This window comes from Photobacterium sp., from assembly GCF_033720175.1.
In the GTDB taxonomy this organism is placed as follows: Bacteria; Pseudomonadota; Gammaproteobacteria; order Enterobacterales; family Vibrionaceae; genus Photobacterium.
On the sequence record NZ_JAWWDA010000001.1, the window covers coordinates 269,146 to 287,617 of the forward strand.

General features: G+C 41.9%; 16 protein-coding genes. 6 read left to right on the forward strand and 10 right to left on the reverse strand.

The window, feature by feature from the left end:
- Positions 1-4 precede the first annotated feature (4 nt).
- The 3 genes from R3289_RS01145 to R3289_RS01155 are packed head-to-tail and all read right to left on the reverse strand — an operon-like array spanning position 5 to position 1,122.
- Positions 5-298 carry a hypothetical protein gene (locus R3289_RS01145; protein ID WP_318923503.1) on the reverse strand — a complete coding sequence of 98 codons (294 nt, stop codon included), beginning with the start codon at positions 296-298 and terminating at the stop codon, positions 5-7.
- A gap of 11 nt (positions 299-309) precedes the next feature.
- The gene (locus R3289_RS01150; RefSeq protein ID WP_318923505.1) at positions 310-855 is read right to left on the reverse strand and encodes a phage regulatory CII family protein; all 546 of its coding nucleotides are present in this window, start codon (positions 853-855) and stop codon (positions 310-312) included.
- 57 nt (positions 856-912) lie between these two features.
- Positions 913-1,122 carry a DNA-binding protein gene (locus R3289_RS01155; protein ID WP_107282814.1) on the reverse strand — a complete coding sequence of 70 codons (210 nt, stop codon included), beginning with the start codon at positions 1,120-1,122 and terminating at the stop codon, positions 913-915.
- 99 nt (positions 1,123-1,221) lie between these two features.
- Here R3289_RS01155 and R3289_RS01160 point away from each other — a divergent pair, with 99 nt between their 5' ends.
- Complete coding sequence (locus tag R3289_RS01160) at positions 1,222-1,812, forward strand: phage repressor protein CI (protein ID WP_318923506.1); 591 nt, start codon at positions 1,222-1,224, stop codon at positions 1,810-1,812.
- A 50-nt stretch (positions 1,813-1,862) separates the two neighbouring features.
- On the opposite strand, the gene R3289_RS01165 is transcribed toward R3289_RS01160, so the two are convergent.
- The 3 genes from R3289_RS01165 to R3289_RS01175 are packed head-to-tail and all read right to left on the reverse strand — an operon-like array spanning position 1,863 to position 7,882.
- Positions 1,863-3,542 (reverse strand): response regulator receiver domain, encoded by a 1,680-nt coding sequence (locus R3289_RS01165; RefSeq protein ID WP_318923508.1) that lies wholly within the window; start codon positions 3,540-3,542, stop codon positions 1,863-1,865.
- 2 nt (positions 3,543-3,544) lie between these two features.
- The gene (locus R3289_RS01170) at positions 3,545-6,667 is read right to left on the reverse strand and encodes an ATP-binding protein (RefSeq protein ID WP_318923509.1); all 3,123 of its coding nucleotides are present in this window, start codon (positions 6,665-6,667) and stop codon (positions 3,545-3,547) included.
- Positions 6,668-6,727: 60 nt separating this feature from the next.
- Positions 6,728-7,882: a DNA (cytosine-5-)-methyltransferase gene (locus tag R3289_RS01175; protein ID WP_318923510.1), complete on the reverse strand. Its 1,155-nt coding sequence runs from the start codon at positions 7,880-7,882 to the stop codon at positions 6,728-6,730.
- A 190-nt stretch (positions 7,883-8,072) separates the two neighbouring features.
- On the opposite strand from R3289_RS01175, the gene R3289_RS01180 reads away from it, so the two are divergent.
- On the forward strand, positions 8,073-9,077 hold the full coding sequence (locus R3289_RS01180; RefSeq protein ID WP_318923512.1) for a tyrosine-type recombinase/integrase: 1,005 nt from the start codon (positions 8,073-8,075) through the stop codon (positions 9,075-9,077).
- A 287-nt stretch (positions 9,078-9,364) separates the two neighbouring features.
- On the opposite strand, the gene R3289_RS01185 is transcribed toward R3289_RS01180, so the two are convergent.
- Complete coding sequence (locus tag R3289_RS01185) at positions 9,365-9,652, reverse strand: hypothetical protein (protein WP_318923513.1); 288 nt, start codon at positions 9,650-9,652, stop codon at positions 9,365-9,367.
- 359 nt (positions 9,653-10,011) lie between these two features.
- On the opposite strand from R3289_RS01185, the gene R3289_RS01190 reads away from it, so the two are divergent.
- Both R3289_RS01190 and R3289_RS01195 read left to right on the forward strand, forming a co-directional pair.
- Positions 10,012-11,643, forward strand: a complete 1,632-nt coding sequence (locus tag R3289_RS01190) for a mechanosensitive ion channel family protein (RefSeq protein ID WP_318923925.1) — start codon at positions 10,012-10,014, stop codon at positions 11,641-11,643.
- 276 nt (positions 11,644-11,919) lie between these two features.
- Complete coding sequence (locus tag R3289_RS01195; protein WP_318923515.1) at positions 11,920-12,357, forward strand: META domain-containing protein; 438 nt, start codon at positions 11,920-11,922, stop codon at positions 12,355-12,357.
- Positions 12,358-12,489: 132 nt separating this feature from the next.
- Here the strand turns inward: R3289_RS01195 and metE are convergent, their stop codons facing one another.
- Positions 12,490-14,793 (reverse strand): 5-methyltetrahydropteroyltriglutamate--homocysteine S-methyltransferase, encoded by a 2,304-nt coding sequence (gene metE, locus R3289_RS01200; RefSeq protein ID WP_318923517.1) that lies wholly within the window; start codon positions 14,791-14,793, stop codon positions 12,490-12,492.
- Between the two features lie 217 nt (positions 14,794-15,010).
- Between metE and metR the strand changes: the two genes are divergently transcribed.
- Positions 15,011-15,922: an HTH-type transcriptional regulator MetR gene (gene metR / locus R3289_RS01205; RefSeq protein WP_318923519.1), complete on the forward strand. Its 912-nt coding sequence runs from the start codon at positions 15,011-15,013 to the stop codon at positions 15,920-15,922.
- Positions 15,923-15,990: 68 nt separating this feature from the next.
- Here metR and R3289_RS01210 read toward each other — a convergent pair whose 3' ends face one another.
- Positions 15,991-16,179 (reverse strand): DUF4250 domain-containing protein, encoded by a 189-nt coding sequence (locus R3289_RS01210; RefSeq protein WP_318923926.1) that lies wholly within the window; start codon positions 16,177-16,179, stop codon positions 15,991-15,993.
- 101 nt (positions 16,180-16,280) lie between these two features.
- The gene (locus tag R3289_RS01215) at positions 16,281-16,952 is read right to left on the reverse strand and encodes a hypothetical protein (RefSeq protein WP_318923520.1); all 672 of its coding nucleotides are present in this window, start codon (positions 16,950-16,952) and stop codon (positions 16,281-16,283) included.
- Between the two features lie 320 nt (positions 16,953-17,272).
- Here R3289_RS01215 and R3289_RS01220 point away from each other — a divergent pair, with 320 nt between their 5' ends.
- Complete coding sequence (locus tag R3289_RS01220; protein WP_318923522.1) at positions 17,273-18,466, forward strand: GGDEF domain-containing protein; 1,194 nt, start codon at positions 17,273-17,275, stop codon at positions 18,464-18,466.
- Positions 18,467-18,472 lie beyond the last annotated feature (6 nt).

Here is an 18,472-nt window from a genome sequence, read left to right on the forward strand (position 1 = left end):
GTTACTAACGGAATTCTTTAAACAACTGATGAGCGAGAGGCTTTAGCGCATCGGCCAGTGTGTTAATGGCGTTGTGTAATGCCTTTCTCTCTAGGGTGTTCAATTCGTGAAGCTTCATTTCAACGTGGCGTTGTTTTAACCCTGCAGAAAAACACAACGTGCGTTTTACCTTCTCTTCCAAGTTGTCATACGACAGGCCCAACTGGCTTTCGCAGTTAAACAGTGCATGACACTGGGCAATGGATTCCTCTGCCGGGCGAGGAAACTGATGTTCAATACGTTGTAGTGCTTGTCCCATGGTGGATTCCCCTATAACAAACCAGGCAAAGGCATAGAACCAATGGCATCAAACGCACACGAAAGAACCGGCACAGCTTGAAACTTGCCTTCTACTTCATTCATTAGCATGACGAGTTCGCGTACTGCACATTGAGCGCGTTTGACGACCTGCTCTTTCGTTGTGCGATTTACGCGATTGGTGGCATTGATTTGCAAAGCATGTGCGCTGAGTTCACCCGTTGCAGATGAAATCTGCAACATGCGGTCTGTCAGCGATGCTGGCTTTTGAGCTATTTCTGATTCTGGTAATGGAATGGCTGTTAAGTTGAGTTCTCGCAGCAGGCCATCAACTAAGCCGGTGTCCATTTTTCCGGTTGCTGGGTTGTAGGTTGCTTTGGTGAGTAACAGCAACTCTTCAACAAACAGCTTGTGTGTTTTGTTTGCATCCAGCTTGTTACACAGCATTTGACTGTTTAGCCCGAACTTAGCCGCCAACTGCTTAACGGTGTGATCGTTGCTAAAGGTGGAGCATGCGTTTGTGAACGCGGTGTGTTTAGGACATTCATTTGCAGACATTGTGAGCTTCCTATCCCTAAGGCATATTCAAATGACTTACTCAATTAACCCAATGATTTAATAAGCCTGCTGATCAGCTTCGTTTGCCAATGCAACCATGTTGATAAGTGGCTTTTCTTTTGGTTTAAGCTTATTGCGGATAGGAAGGCGGCCTTCATGAATCATCTTGTTCACCTGACCAACAGCTATACCTGTGAATTCAGAGAACTTTTGTACTGTGACAAAAGGCGAAAGTGGCGCGTTAAACACTATTGAAGTTGATTCCATGGTGGTATCCTATCGTGTTATTGAGTCATTCAATTGTGTTCTTTTTGCTGCTATACAATCCAGAACACCCTTACTGATGCATGAATGGTAGATCTACATATGAGTCCTAGTCAAGATAAAATTGAACCTCTTTCGTATGAAGGAGGCAAAAATGTGACCTCAAGATTGGTTGAGGCTCTACATTTGTCAGAATACAAAGAGCTCACTGATGTGCTTGGAGTAGGCAAAGGTACTATTTCAACTTGGCATCAGCGTGATCAAACTCCTTTTGAAATCGCTGTACGTGTACATTTGACTACTGGGGTATCTCTTCGTTGGTTGCTGCTTGGTGAAGGTGAGATGTATGAGAAGGGTGAACCTAGTTCTGAAAGTGGAAAAATTGAGCTACCCTACTTCGAGCTAAAGAACGGCGATTTAATCGACAAAGGCAAGATGTTCTTCGACGCTAAGTTTTTGGAAGGAATGCCAGAAGCAGAGAACCTGATGCTAGTTGAGTATGAAGGGCAGAAACTGTTTGTGGATACGAGTAATACGAAGGTGATCAGTGGGAAGTATCTTGTTTCTTTCTCTGGCTTAACCACGGTGAATGAACTACATCGCCTCCCGAACGGCAAGATGTTTATGAACTTCAATGGCAAGGATGTTGAAGTTGAAGATCAGCAGGTTGAGGTATTGGGAAAGGTTGTTTAGATAAGCGGCCAATTCCAAGACCGCTTATCTTTTATAAATTAATATTCAATTTATTGCAAACGTAGCCATTCATTTGTATCAAGACCAACACGTGATAATTGGCTAGCAAGGTTTGTACACAAAGACTGCGCTACGTTTGATTTTAATTCACCTAACCAACGTAGTTTTATCTTTATATCAACAATACCATTAAGATTATATTCAGCATTAAAGAAGTGTTTTTCATTTTCAAAAACAGAAATAATCTCACCTCGATTAGCATCAGGTTTGAATGTAAAATTATGTACTCCATTTTTCCCTGGTACCAAATATAATTTTATATATTCATCCTCATGTTTGACAACATGAGTAAATTTCCCATCAGTTTCATCAAAGACTGACTTCAAGAATACAAAATCTGTATTATCTTGCAATCTAACACTATCGCATAAAGGCTGAATGCAAACAAAAATCATATCATTAATTTCTAAAATCGTTCCTTGTTTTAACGATATTGGAGTAGATGTCTTATGTGAGCACACACTCCTTCTAACACCTTCAATAGACGATAGTTTCTCTAAATATAATTTAGCATCATCGCCTTTAAGTGAAAGGGATATAGCACTGTTTTTGAATTTACTTTTTGTTATTTGTAAGCCATTTAAGATAGTGTCGTAATCCTCATCACTCTGATTACTTATATTCATAACACTTAATAACTCATCGGCTGTCAATTCATGAGATTTATCTGAATACTCTAATAAATACTTTACTTGATCATTAGAATTCTTGAATTTTGGCCATTTTGACATCCTCTCTTCTTTGAACTCATCCTTTAAAAGAGAACTATTTTGTAATAATGATTTTATTTCTTCTGATACAAGATCTATAGCATAGTCTATCGACACATTGTTAGCATTACCTCTCGAAAGAGGTGATGACATGAGGCCCAAAACATGAGATATAAAAGCAAAATCAAGGTTTTTATTAAATTTATAAAGTAAACTATTTGTATGAAGTCTTAATTCCGCGATTGAGGCTAATGTCGCATTAGATAATAGACCCGCAGTTAGATCAACAAATTCATCAATAGTAATATTTGCTAGTTGAGAAGGGTCTACAGTCCCTTTACCAACACAAACAACACGCCAACTACAATTTTCATCTTGATCACAAATATCAACATGCTGATCCGTTACTTTAACAGTATGGGAACTGATACCATTAAGTTTAGTTTCAATCAAGCGAGCTATCGGATCAATAATATCGATTCGGTGCTTAGCTTGATCAACCCCCGTATAGATAACAACTAATCTTAACCTACCATTTAAAGCATAGTCATTGGCGACGAGTTTCTCGATAACACTTTTTGCCGTTGATCCATCTTTTAACGCTTCCATTTCCCAATCAAAAATACAAAGATCTGATTTATTAGCAGATAATATTATATCATCAACGACATCAGAAACAGGCTTTGTCGTATCTGGTTTTAAACCACTACAATGTAACCCAAAAGATGCGAAACTTTTTGACAATTCTTGATAATCAAGATAATGATCGGCCAAAGGGGTTTCTTCATTATTGTTATTATCAATATCTGCGACACCATATTCAGTCGCATCATCATCCTCAGGTATAAAATCCTCTTCAGATAATGTTTCTTGCGGACCAAAACCCAACATATCATCGACTGTAAGGACTGTGCTCAAATAATTAATTGCTGTTTCACGTGATGCTGAAAAAAATGGCATAATTATGATACCTTCGATTCGGATTTTGGTGCGATGATAAAAGTAGCGCCTTCCGTCGCTTTATAATGTGCAAGAGTTAAGTCTAAGTCTTCCTGGTCTAATGTTTGTTTTGTTATATACAACCCCATACCTCGACCTTGATATTTTCTGGAGAAACCAAATTCAAAAATCACATCCCTATCTTTTAAAGCAACACCTGGCCCAGAGTCAGTAATATAAAATCCACCATCAGAAAACCCAAATTTGATATATCTGCCAGTTTCAATTCTTGATGCCCAGTAAATAGCATTATCTACAATGTTGACAAATGCAGGCAGAATTGTAGATGTATAAGTTTCAATATAACTAGTCTTAAACCCGTCTTCTATTATCAATTCAATATCTTGCTCTTCAATTCTTTCTGAAAACAGCTCAAATATAAAGTCATAGATCGAAGCACCTGTAACTTTAACTTTTTTCCTATTTAATCGTCTAGAAAGTGGCGTGAAAAGTTTAAGATAGCCATCCAAATGTTCAAAGCTCACTCTTATACGGTTAAGAGCTATGGTTGCTTTCTTGCTTTTTATAACTAAAGGTTGTAGCTCTCTTATACCTGCTCTTACATTTCTAATATGGCTAGAAAATTCATGATGTATCACACCAATAGACATCCCAAGTTGCGCAAGCTCAGTGTTATTATCGACCTCTTCCTTGAGTATTTCTAGTTGTGTTTCTAAGGAAGCTAGCAATGCATTTGATGACATAACATTTTCATCAGTATTAATTTTAGTAGTGTTAAGCTGCGCGATAAGTTCATCAATTCCATCTACCGTATTTTTCGACACATCTTCTATAGACTCCTCAACTTTTATCTTAACTCCGGCCAAGTATTCAGGATCTCTCGAAGAAGCATCCAAAGAAATCAGACTTGACAATGAATTATTAAAGTTAGTCTTTGCTTCTTCTCTGCTCTTTGAAATGTCTTTTTTTATCCACCCTTGAATATCAGATAATGTTTCGCCAAGAACTGAAGTTCTTTTTTTTATTTGTCTATCATGATAATCAATTAATGACTCAACAGATTTAACCATTCTATCTTTTATTTGTTCGGAAGAATAATGTGTATTTTCAATACTCATCAAAACACTAGATAGTTCCTTTTTTACAGGTTTAATCACATTTTCCGATACTGATTTTTTATAAGTAAGGTATTGGTCCCAATCATCAGACAATGTTTTTGTTAAACCCACGCCAGAAGGTCGACTAATAATTAACTCATCATCAAGACGTGCAAATTCACTCCTGACATCCTTTTCGATTTTATAGATCAAATCATCCACATTATCAATATCATCGCTCGTGATTTTCCCGAGCCTCGATAACGTATTGCATTTAATCCTCTCTACCTCATTTTTCCAATAAAGCTCATGAGACTTCAAAAAGAATTTATCAAGATTTTTAGATAACTGTTCTCTTTTTTTCGAAACTGAAGAATTTCTTTTCTTCAAGTTTTCGTAATCTTTATTTAAACGATCTCGTTTTTGAATAAATAAATCTGAATAGTCACCACCGTCATTAAATACATCTTGAGCCAATTGGATAAACAAATTCTCAAGGATTTTTTTAAATTGACGATACGCTGTATTCTCAATAAATCCTTCTCGACCAGCTTTTTCTTGAAGAGTGTTATTTTTTTCCCTAGAAAGTTCAACATATCCCATCATTCTTCGATAAGAGAAAAATGATGAATACCTCTTAGTTCTTCGCTTTTCAATGTGCAAAAAGTCATAATCAACATCACCATATGGCAATATTCTTATACCATCACGATATACATATAGCCCACCAATCTTATCAGTCTTAGCCGTAATATCTTTCCATATATCATGAGGCAATTTAGTATCTTTTAAACTACCTTGTACATAGGCCAATTTAAAACTGAACTTACCACATAATGTTTTATTTCCTTTTCCATCTAACCATGGTAATACATATTCTTTCTCCTCTTCACCATAAATTGAAACTTTTCCAACAAACTGACCATATTCGTTAAATTCACCTTCAATGTGATGATCAGCCATTTGAAACTCATCTGGTGTAAAAAAGACATCCTCACCAATAAGTTCATCTCTAAAGTTATCTAATGTATGATATCTAAACTTTGCAATAATCGGAGGTCTTTCATTAGGATTCATTGTATTAGTAAACCCTAACAACCCCTTCTCTAACTTTGACGCACCTTCTTTTTTATTTTTACCGTAATCTTCAATATCATCAATCAAAGTTTCTTCGACAGAGGAAATTATGAAATGAGTGCCATGTCCATTATCAAATAAACTAGGTCCTTCCTTAATCATTTTAACTATGTCAGGGTTTATATTTGAAAAAGATAACAACTCATCTTCAATTTTCTTTAATCCAAGTATTATTTTTATTTCTTCTAACAACTCACTTGGTGAAATAATCCCTTGAAGTTTCTCATATTCTTTTGTTCGTTTAAATTGTTCTATCTTTGCTTGTGCAATTACTTTATAATTCTTTTTGGTGTCACTTAATAGCCTAGTAAAGACATCAGTAGTTAAATATTTACCACCTTCAATTGTCTCCATAGGTATTTCAATATCGTCTAGATCCAGACCTGGAAGCTCAAATAAAGACCAATTAACAAGTGCGATTGTTAGATCCGATAACTCAAATTTATATTCTTGCTTTTCACCCTCTTTTAAGTCTTTAATTAATGGAATCATTTCTCCATTTTCGTCTAATAGATAGTTCTTCTTCCTGGTTAATACAATAACTTGAGGTCCAATAGCAGCTATAGCTAACCTGCCTATACCTTTTTCCCCCATCACAACACGTTTCTTCTTATTAAAGTCCGTGCTGGGCATATCTATGCTTGAGTAATGCTCATATTTACTATCAGTACCAATAGTTAACCATCGACTCTCAAACTCATCACGACTCATGCCTAAGCCGTCATCTCTGAGGATCAGTAAATTTTGTTTTCTTATATAATCAACTTCAACATTTTCAGCATATGCATCGTGAGCATTTTTGAAAAGCTCGCTAAGAGCTGTTGGGATACCTGCTATTTGCTGCCTACCAAGCATATCCAACGTTCTGGCTCTTGTTTTTATCTTTGCCATTTTTGCCTTTAGTTCAGAAATTTGCGCAAAAAAAAGTGCCTAACATTGTAGGCACTTTTCTTATTTCAATCTACTGCATATTGCAGTAATGAGATGCTTCCCTAATTCTATGGGCACTGCATTTCCTATCTGTCTGGCTTGAGATGTTGCAGTGCCTTGGAAGATGTAGTCATCAGGGAATGTCTGGAACCTTGCCGCATGACGTAGCGTAATACCATGGTTGTGCCATAGATGCACAAAACGACCTTTTGATGGATTATAACACCCTGTCGTCATCGTCGGCCCTGGCAGGTGATAACGAACACGGCCATAAACATCTTTATGGCCTTTATGGCCATTGCTATGACATTTCAGCTGAGTGCCGATTTCATCACGACTTCCATTAGGTCCTATTTCCGCAAACCGTGCTGTGAGTTCAGGAGTATGGTTCATATGAAAAGCACATGGGTCATCTTCTATCGAAGCTACAGGTTTACCGAACTTCAATGAGTCAATTATTTGCCAAGCCTTATCATGTTCAATACTGTCTTTTTTCACAAACCGTTCAAATAATCGCTCTAATTCTTTTTCAGGCGGCCGTTCGAAAACATTAGAAGCAGTTAACCATTCTGACTTATTTGAACCCGGCTTGAAATGCGTTGGTTGAGGTGGCCATTGTAAGTCTGCTAGATCAACATCTTCTCGAACACCAAGAATGAAAACACGTAATCGATTCTGAGGTACACCATAATCTTTGGCATTAATGCGCTCTGGCCCGATAATCTTGTAGCCATTTTCTTTAGCCAAATCTAAAAAATTGTTCAGGTGCTTTTCGTGGCGCTTCCACAACATACCCGGAACATTCTCTACAAGAAAAACTTTTGGCTTGAGTGCATGCACAAAATCGAAGTATCGAATAAGCAGTTTATTACGAGGATCATCAACTGAACTATCCCCTAGCCGGTGTCCAGAAAATCCCTGGCAAGGTGGACCACCCAACAACAGGTCAAGCTCACCTTCTTTAATAGCGAGCTCTTCCATGAATTCAGGAATATCAATGGTGTTAATATCTTTAGAATAAACCTTTGTAGGCGCTTCTAAACGATCAACTAGGTTTTGCTGGTAGGTAATCGCAGCTTGTTCATCAAACTCTACAGCAGCCATAACCTTTACCCCAGCTTTATGAGCTGCCAGAGAAAAGCCACCTGCCCCTGCGAATAAATCAATTGCTTTCATGTACCAACAATACCAATAAAATAATTAAAAAAATCAGTCAGATTATACCTTTGAATGGCAAATGTACCACCTTGGAAAAATCAACTGCTGGATAAACGTTCAATCGTATGTCTGCAATATGCAGCAATAAACATTGCAAAGTTAAAATTGAGTCCTAGAATGACTGTATATAAAAACAGTATATACTATTATGGCCGTTAGAAAACAAACAGATAGTTCATGGCTTTGCGAATGCTACCCCCAAGGGCGGCAAGGCAAACGTCTACGCAAAAAGTTTTCGACCAAAGGTGAAGCCCTAGCTTTTGAGCGTTTCACCATGCGTGAAATTCAAGATAAGCCGTGGCTTGGAGAAAAACCCGATAATCGCCGGTTATCAGAGTTGGTTGATTTGTGGTTTGAGTATCACGGTAAAAACATTAAAGCCGGTAAGATGTGTTACCGCCGCTTGCAGGTGATCAGCGAATTAATGGGCAACCCTATAGCAGCCCAATGCAGTGGCCGTGATTTCACCCGCTATCGTGCAACCAGACGAAATATTGTTGTAAACGGTGCAAAGGAACTGTCGCCACAAACTCAGAACCTGGAGCTTACTTTGCTCAAGGCTGTGTTTAATGAGCTGCATCGCTTAAATGAGTGGAACCACCCCAACCCTTTCGAAAGCGTTAAAAAAATCAAGACACCGGAAAAGGAACTCGCTTTTTTAACACACGAACAAATCATCCACCTTCTCGACTTTGTGAGTCACACCAACAATGGTGAAGAGATAGTTAAAATCATCAAAGTCTGCCTTGCTACTGGGTCACGCATCATGGAAGCCGCGAACCTCAAAGGTTCTCAACTGACCAAACACAAAATCACGTTTACCAATACCAAGGGGAAGCGAAATCGCACTGTGCCTATTTCATCTGAGCTGTATGATGAGATTCACTGTCGCGGTAATGGCCCACTTTTCACTACCAATTATTTGCCTCTTTATAAACGCATCCGCCGGTGCTTCCCTGAACTTCCTAAAGGCCAAACGACACACGTATTACGTCATACCTTCGCAAGCCACTTCATGATGAACGGTGGCAATATTTTAGTGCTTCAGCGCATACTGGGTCATACCGATATAAAACAGACAATGGTGTATAGCCATTTCGCCCCCGATCACCTTCAAGATGCCGTCACTAAAAACCCTCTGAACTTCCTTTAAACACCTTTTAATCCGCCGCCAGAAAGTGGCGACAGAGTGGCGACATTCGTGAATAAAACCCACTAATACTGATGCATATTGCATTCATCAACCTTTCACAACTGGTTGATAAATATGAAAACCCTAGGTATGACGGGGCTTGCGGGAAGTGGGGATATATTAGCGATGGTACTATTGCCCCCTTCTTGCAAGGGGGCTTTTTTTACGGAAAACCATCAGTAAAACCAACTCATGTACGCAAAAATGACAACAATTTGGCGGCAACCCATCGGCTCCAATAAGTTCAACTACCTTGTCAGATCTCTTTTTATTCGCTGAAATTCACCACCATGGTCAGGGAATTGTAATGTCGACCTGACATCACCAAAGCTCATTGCTATGGTCATTTTTTCTTCATCAATATGAAACCAAACAAGCTGATTTTTATTAATATAAGCTTCACGACTTGAACTGTATTCAATCCCTCTTATTCCCGCCGATGTTTCAAAAAGCTCTTTTATTCCGCCACCAGACGTTTCGAAAAGATCCTTAATCCCGTTTTTTAAGCTGATTTTCACAATATTATGATTAATCATTACGCCACCTAAAGACTACCTGCCAAGCCAACACTTACTGCGACGATCACTCAGTTATCAAACTAATTATATTCAAGTGACCTCAAGATGCTCGTTTTAGCGAAGATTTATTGGCTATCAGGCAAAGTGCCGATTTAAACATATCGCAACTGTACGTTGAAAATCAGCGACACAGCCTATTTCGCCAGTCAACTCGCCCTTTGGGAATGATCCAGCCCGCCCGCGTTGAGAGACTGCAAACACAAAAGATACTAAAGATAATAATCCAAGCTATGGTTTTTTATGTGCCCAATTCTGAACACCAGATGATTGCGTTTGCTATGCTTGTAAAATCCCTGTTGGCAAGAGTAGCGTTTATAATGCGGGTATTGGTTTTATTATTTCTGTTACTGTCATCTTTTTGCATTGCACAAGAATCCTCGCCGCAAATTGTGAAACTAGAACAACTTGATCAGGAAATTGCAGCACTTTATACCGAATCTCAGACCATGTCGGGTTCCGCTCGGGATGTGGTTCGCCTACAGCTTCTCAATAAAAACAATGCGCTTAGGGAGGTTATTCAGGATTTAATTGATAACCGGACCGAAGAGACGCATGAGCTTCTTCTAAGACATGTCCACCAGCAGGTTAAATTCATCTCAGACGCATCGGTTTTTTTGCTCAATAAAATAAAAACAGATGAAAAGGAACTGGACAAGGAAACGAATGAAGGAAAACTTTTGGCGCAGAAGTCATTGGATGAAACCCGCCGTTTTTCCTCCCGCCTGTTCGAAGAACAATGGGAAAACTATCAATGGCTAAAACTACTTGGTGACCCAGCACCGAAAAAAGAACAAGCACTGATCAATGATATTGAACACCGGCTGGAGTTCATGTCTGCATCCCTGACCTTCGATAGCCAGCAAGAAGCCTTGCTCAGTAAGCAGCTTAAATCAGCGACTGAAGGAGAAAAAACCTCCGTCCAACTGGTGCACATTCTTGCACAGCGCAAAGTAGCCAGTGACATCGACACCTTGCAGTTTTTAGTCAAGCTCGGTGACAAGATGGCTCTGGATACGACAAAGTATAAGCAACAGCTTTTTGAAGCCACAGGTACCCTTACCAATGATCTGCTCAATCTCGACGTCATTTTTTCGATCATCTCTACCTGGGGGAATGAATTCGGACAGTGGATATTTGATAAAGCGCCACAGCTACTGTTCAATTCCCTGATCTTCGTATTCATCATTATCGTGTTCCGCGGGCTGAAAAAATTAACGCGGAAAATGGTGAAAAAAGCGGTTTCCTCACCAAACCTTAATTTATCGCAGCTGATGCAGGACTTCTTCACCTCCATATCCGGCAATGGCGTTTTTGTCATAGGCCTGCTCATTGCCATGTCGCAAATTGGCTTAAACTTGGCCCCAATCCTTACTGGTTTTGGTGTCGCCGGTGTGATCATCGGTTTTGCTTTACAAGATACCCTGTCCAACTTTGCCTCCGGCATGATGCTGCTGATCTACCGGCCATTCGATGTGGGTGACTTTGTGGAAGCTGGCGGCGTATCGGGCAAAGTGAGCCATATGAGCCTGGTAAACACCACCATAAAAACGTTTGATAACCAAATCATCATTGTTCCAAACAGCAAAATTTGGGGAGACATAATCAAAAACATGACACATGAACGCGTTCGGCGTGTCGATATGATCTTTGGTATTGGTTATAGCGACAATATTGAACTGGCAGAAAAAGTGTTGAGTGACATTGTTGATGCTCACCCTGCGGTATTAGGTCAGCCAGAAAAAACCATTAAACTGCACACGCTTAATACCTCCTCTGTTGATTTTATTGTTCGTCCTTGGGTAAAAACTGAAGATTACTGGGATGTATACTGGGATATTACTCGCGAGGTTAAAATCCGGTTCGACCAAGAAGGAATTTCTATCCCCTTCCCGCAACAGGATGTTCATCTTCACATGATCGAAAAAAAACCTAATACCAAGTTAATGTAAACGGTGTTTCAAACGACTTCAGATCATTTCAGACGATATCTACCGTGCAAAGCCACAGTAAAAATCACGTATTTCTAACACATATTATTTTACCTTTGTCATAATTGATTTTAATCCTTAAAGCTCAGTGACTTATTCATGCTGTGAATAAAGAGATAGCAAGCTTTCTTATTGTTATACAGTTTGGTATTAATGCTCTCCATTCTTTAATTGATCGTAAGACAGCTTCTGTTCAATAAAGAGTATATCCACATCTAAACCCTGGGAATCGACACTATGAAAAAGCGTTTACTTACCGTATTGGTATTACCTATGATCCTTGCTGCATGTGCAGGCAACAACGGCGAGATCAGTAAAATTGCAACCGAGGGGGATCTTGTTAACCACAATTGGGTGCTCACTCAAGTTGACAACAAAGCCATTGAGTTACCAGAGCCGTTTACAGCCCCCAATATTGGGCTCACCAATGACATGAGCGCAAATGGTTATTCTGGCTGCAACCGTTACTTTGGTCAGGCTGAATTGAGCGACGGTCAGTTACGCATTGAAAAAATGGGAATGACTATGATGGCCTGCCCTGCCCCGGCAATGGAGATGGAAAATACCCTGACCCAGACACTGACGGACTGGAGTGAGGCGAAAATTTCTGGTGATCAGTTAACACTAACAAGCGCCAGCCACATACTGACTTTCACACGTACTGAGCCTCAGTAATCATCGTTGCACGTAAAGGCGGGGGGATCTACCCTCGCCTCAAGTCTGTAACTTAAAGATATTTTTTGATTTTTCCACATCGAAAAAAAGAGTGCTTAGAGCACTCCCTCAATTTCTTTTCATGGCAATTTGTTAAACCGCTTTTGCATGCCACTCCTCACGAAGTGCTTTTGCGGCAGTAACCATATTACTCAGGGCGGCTTCGGTCTCCTCCCAATTACGGGTTTTCAGGCCACAGTCAGGATTAATCCATAACCTTTCAACCGGAATAAGGGCTTCTGCCTTCTCGACTAACTGAATAATCTGTTCTACTGGCGGAATATTAGGCGAGTGAATATCATAAACACCCGGGCCTATTTCATTCGGGTAATTAAATGCTTCAAATGCTGTTAATAACTCCATGTCTGAGCGAGATGTTTCAATGGTAATAACATCGGCATCCAGCGCGGCGACAGATTTGATGATGTGGTTGAACTCGCTGTAACACATATGCGTATGGATCTGCGTTTGCGGATCTGCACTTCCCGCCGCGATTTTAAAGGCATTAACAGCCCAATCGAGATACAACGGCCACTGGCTCTCTTTCAGGGGCAAGCCTTCACGAATAGCCGGCTCGTCGATCTGAATAATCTTGATGCCCGCCGCTTGCAGATCGGCCACTTCATCACGCAGCGCTAAGGCTATCTGGTTGGCAATCTCTTCCCGCGTCAAATCTTCTCGCGGAAATGTCCAGCCCAGGATGGTGACCGGGCCAGTCAGCATACCTTTGACAAGCTTGTCTGTCAGAGACTGTGCGTATGTCGCCCACTCTACTGTCATTGCTCTGGCCCGATAGATGTCTGACACGATAATCGCCGGTTTTACACAGCGAGAACCGTAGCTTTGTACCCAGCCGAAACGGGTTACCGCAAAACCCTCTAATAATTCGGCAAAATACTCTACCATGTCGTTACGCTCAGCTTCACCATGAACCAGTACATCAAGATCCAATGCTTCCTGACGGGCAATAGCATCGGCAATATGATCTTTCAGCACAGCGTTATAATCGGCTTTACTCAGCCTACCTGCTTTAAAATCACTTCGCTGAGAACGAATTTCAGCGGTTTGCGGAAATGAACCAATCGTTGTTGTGGGTAGCAGCGGTAAATTCAAGGCTCCGCGCTGCTTGCGTGCTCGTTCGGCATACGGCGCTTTACGGTCAGCCAATGCACCGGTAATTGCATCAGTGCGCCGGCGCACATCAGGGTTGTTGACCCGTGCGCTGTTTAATCGCGCTTTAATGGGAGCACTGTATTTATGACACTCCTCAATCGCAATGCTGTTACCATCCAAAGCCTGTGCAAGCAAGGTGACTTCACGACATTTTTGCTTCGCAAAAGAGAGCCATTGACGCACATCGGGTGACAGCTCTGTTTCAAGATCTACGTCAATGGGGCTATGAAGTAACGAACAGGAGCTTCCCAGCCACAGACGCTTGCCGAGCTGCGCTTTAACCGGTTGCAGTTTCTCAAGGAGCTGAGACAGATCAGCACGCCATACATTGCGACCATTGACGGCTCCTACTGACAGTACCCAGTGATCGGGCAGCGCCTCAACCACGTCGTCCAACTGTGCAGGCGCGGCAGATAAGTCTACATGAAGACCGTCGACATTCAGCTCAGTTATCTTGTCCAGATGGTGGGTAATGTTGTCAAAATAGGTGGTAAGCAATAACTTCACGTCGCCATTCAGTACCTGATAAGCCAGTTTGAAGGAATCTGCCCAGGCTGTTGGCAATTCAAGCGTCAACACGGGTTCATCAACCTGAACCCACTCTACACCCAGTGCGGCCAATTTGGTTAAGATCTGCTGATAAGCAGATAACAGACGCGGCAGTAACGTCAGGCGATCGAAACTTGCTTCTTTTTCTTTACCTAGCCAAAGGTAAGAAACGGGACCAAGCAAAACAGGTTTTACATTGTGGCCTGCTTTTTTCGCTTCAGCCACTTCTTCAAACAGTTGCTGCCAGCTGACAGTAAACTGATCGTCTTTAGTAAACTCAGGAACGATGTAATGGTAATTGGTGTTGAACCACTTTGTCATGTCCGATGCCGCACAAGCACACCCGGTGGGCGCTTTGCCGCGTGCAACCCGAAAGAGTGTATCAAGATCCGGAAAGCCGTTCTTGTGACGTTGGGGAATATGACCAAGTAACATGCTGGTGCTTAAAACATGGTCGTACCAGGCAAAATCCCCCACAGAAACGTAATCCAGCCCGGCACCGACCTGATCCCCCCAATGGCGGTGGCGCAATAAGCTACCCACGGCCTTAAGTTCTTTTTGATCAATCTCACCGCGCCAGTATTTTTCCTGTGAAAATTTCAGCTCTCGTTGTGAGCCTACACGCGGGTAACCCAGAATGTGGGTGATGGTTTTATGAACTGCTGAAACTGTCATTGTGATTCCCTGCTGTCTATTTAGCGGTATGGATGGCTAAACAATGGCGCATATAAACAAGATGAACAATTTCTAATTACTCACCTTGATTATGAGAAAAATTAATAATCATTTCATTAGATCAAAACCACAGGCAATAGACGTCTAGATGTTTACACATCCTTATTGAACAGGTACATTGAATTCATAGTGATCACAAGGATGTTGAAATTCGCTCATGATTGAAATTAAGCACCTCAGAACCCTTTCTGTTCTACGCGATACAGGTTCTCTCACCGCAACGGCTAACACCTTGTGTCTGACACAATCTGCTTTATCACACCAACTAAAAGATCTGGAACAACGGCTGGGCGGACAACTCTTTCTCCGTAAAACTCGCCCTGTAAAGTTTACCGCTGAAGGCGAAATTTTACTCCGACTGGCAGATGAGCTGATCCCCCGTATTGTTAAAGCAGAACACGATCTCTCAGGCCTCAAAGCCGATGCCAATGGCCGGTTGCATATGGCAATTGAATGCCACTCCTGCTTCCAGTGGCTGATGCCGGCATTAAAGGAATATCAGATCCACTGGCCTTCCGTGGCACTCGATTTCTCTTCCGGTTTCGGGTTTGAACCGATCCCGGCGTTGGCCTCTGGCGAGCTCGATGTTGTGATCACTTCAGATATTCAACCCCGGGCTGAAATTCACTACGAACCTTTATTCGATTTTGAAATGCGATTGGTGGTATCCCCTCAGTCGCCTTTAGCCGATAAAGACGTTATCGAACCTGGTGATATTGCCAATCAGACGATGCTCAGTTACCCGGTGCAAAAGAACCGTTTGGATGTTGTAAAGCACTTTCTCCAGCCCGCGAACGTCGAGCCAAAAGCCTGGAAGCAAGCAGATAATACGTTAATGCTGGTTCAGATGGTGTCTGCAGGCTTAGGCGTCGCGGCGCTGCCAAACTGGGCGATTCATGATTTTTCCCGCCAGGGACTCATTGTGAGTAAACCGCTTGGGGAGGGATTATGGCGCCGGCTATTTGCAGCCATCCGTTCATCGGAGCAGGATCGCCATTATTTACAGGCATTCTTCGCTACCGCAAGGCAACAGTGCCAAACGCATCTTGAAGGAATTAAAGCGGCGTAGAACCCCCCAAAGGACAAAAAGGCCAGCATTGTTATGCTGGCCTGTTACTTTTAAATCTGATTGGGTGTTTACTTAAATTGATTGGTAATTGGATCATAGCGATAACCGATCGTAGCCATTTTCTCGGTCAGCTCATCAGCATCTAATTCATAGCGACTGACCAGCTCATCCATGCTGGAACATTCCAGCCTGAGTCGTTCGTTGATAATACCGATGACAATTTTACTGTCCATATTCAGTAGATTTGAAATTTCCATACCGCCTTCCCCTTCACTCGCTTTTCTACCGATAAGCATAGTAGGGATCAAATCAACCGGCATAAAAAAGCCCTCTATCCCGAACTCGCAGGTTTAGATGATCAGAACAAGGTTAACTGCATTGAGCCGGAAACCACCAGCAATACCGACGCCACCAACAACTGCCAGCGATTTACGGTGCGGCTGAGTAGAATATGTGACGCCCACACCAGCAGGGCAAATACCAGCAGCAACAGCGCTGCAATGACATTCGTTGTCATTGCTTCAACGACTGCAGCATCAATATCGGTCAGCTGCCACAGCATAAACAGAATTAAGACCATTGCACTGCTCAAGCCCACAAACGGCAAAATACGATGAAAAGCTTGTAAGCGCGTTTTGGCTTGAGCCAACAGTAAGTGTGCCAATGATGATCCAAACAGTGCGATTGCCATAAAACTCATGCCAACCTGTGGCAATGACATTGATGGTAATAGCACGAGCCAGCACAGAGCTGCCAATCCGTTAGCAGCCATCAGAACCGGCATTGGACCTGTATCACGTGTTTTTCCCGTTTTCGCCTTGAAGCTGAAATACGCCAATGCCAGAAGAGGTAATACCGCCAGCGGTTGAGCCATAACGGCTAACAGCCAACCGACAAGGACAACTGGCAACGTTTTATGCACGCGTCCGCGCTGCCCGGGACAAATGTTACCTTTGGTCAACACCAGCGTAAGAATAAGCTGAGCACCTAATAATGCGGGAATTAAAAATGTTAAGTAGCCTGCTAACATGATCATTCTTGTGTGAAATTAAAGTGGCGGGATTATATACCCAAACCGCCTCAAGATGCAGAGTTCAGCGATAATTCATTAGATTTAGTCAAGACTGCTGTTCAGCCCATGACGCTGAAAAAATGGGCCACATTGCATTCATATCAACCCAAATAAAACAATGCTTACCGTAACGACGCCTATCGTTGCTACATTTCTTGGACCAAGGTCACAGTGACGTTACTCAATCTGTAGAATAATAAGCTCACTCAGAATAGAGATAATTTGCACTGTATTTTGATCTATCCCGAATCAGTAGCCAGATACCAGATGGGAAGAAAATGGACAAAATAAAGCAAACAATGCGCCAAAACCTAGAGCCGCTGCTTAAGTCGGTAAAACTGTATTTGCCTGATTTATGGAGTAAAAAACCGCATACATCCAGTTTTCAGAATACACGAAGTAGCTACCTCCGCACCCGGACATCATTGCTCTCTATCGTTTGGGGAGTGCTGTTCATGTTATGGATCCCCTTCGACGTTTACTTTTTACCTCTGGATCAGGGCCTGAAAATTACCATCGCTCGCATTCTCCTGGGCACTTTTCTCTTTTTTATCGCCAAAATAAATCACCAGCACAGCTCGTTAAAACAAGCCCAATGGTGCATAACTGCGCTGGTTGTCGGATTCAATCTGTTCTACGTTTACAGCTTAGTGGTGCTCGATTTTCCGTTAGCCTTCAGTGGATATGAATATGGCTACACACTGTTACCCATCATTTATATTGCAACCCTAACCATTCTTCCGCTCACCATTAAAGAAAGCCTCAGTCTGCTGACTATCACAATACTGACCCAAATTTTAGTTAACCTTCTGACCGAACGGCTGCTCTCAGCTGAAAATCTCGCCAACTACTGGCTGCAAGCAGTCTTGGCCTTGATGGTACTTTGGTCTCAGCTCTCTAAGCTCTACATGTTGATGCGGCTCTACCGCCAGGCGACGCTGGATCCGTTAACCGGTATTTATAACCGTCGCATGTTATTGCAACTGGCACAGAAATCACTGGTAAACTGCGAACTTAAAGGCAATTCCTTTTCAGTATTACTGTTCGATATCGATAAGTTTAAGCGTATCAACGATACTTGGGGCCATAGCGCCGGAGATAAAGTGCTGCGCGGGTTTACTGACTTCATGCAGACAAAAATACGTAAAACCGATCTGTTCGGGCGTTATGGCGGCGAAGAGTTTGTTTTATTTCTGCCGCGTTGCGATCAGGCAATGGCCCATAAAATATCCGAACGTATGCTCGACAGTATCCGCAAATTGGATTTTCCTGTTGGTCTCGATGACACCCACTTAAGTATCACAACCTGTATTGGTATTTCCACCTATTCGCCTGGCGACACGGTGTCATCTATGCTTGAGCGGGCCGATCGCGCTCTTTACGAGTGTAAGAAGTCTGGCCGCGACTGCTGTCGTTTCCACCCTGTCGGCCATCTCACCCTCAAAGATGAACGCCGCCAAGCTGTCGCTTAACGTTTT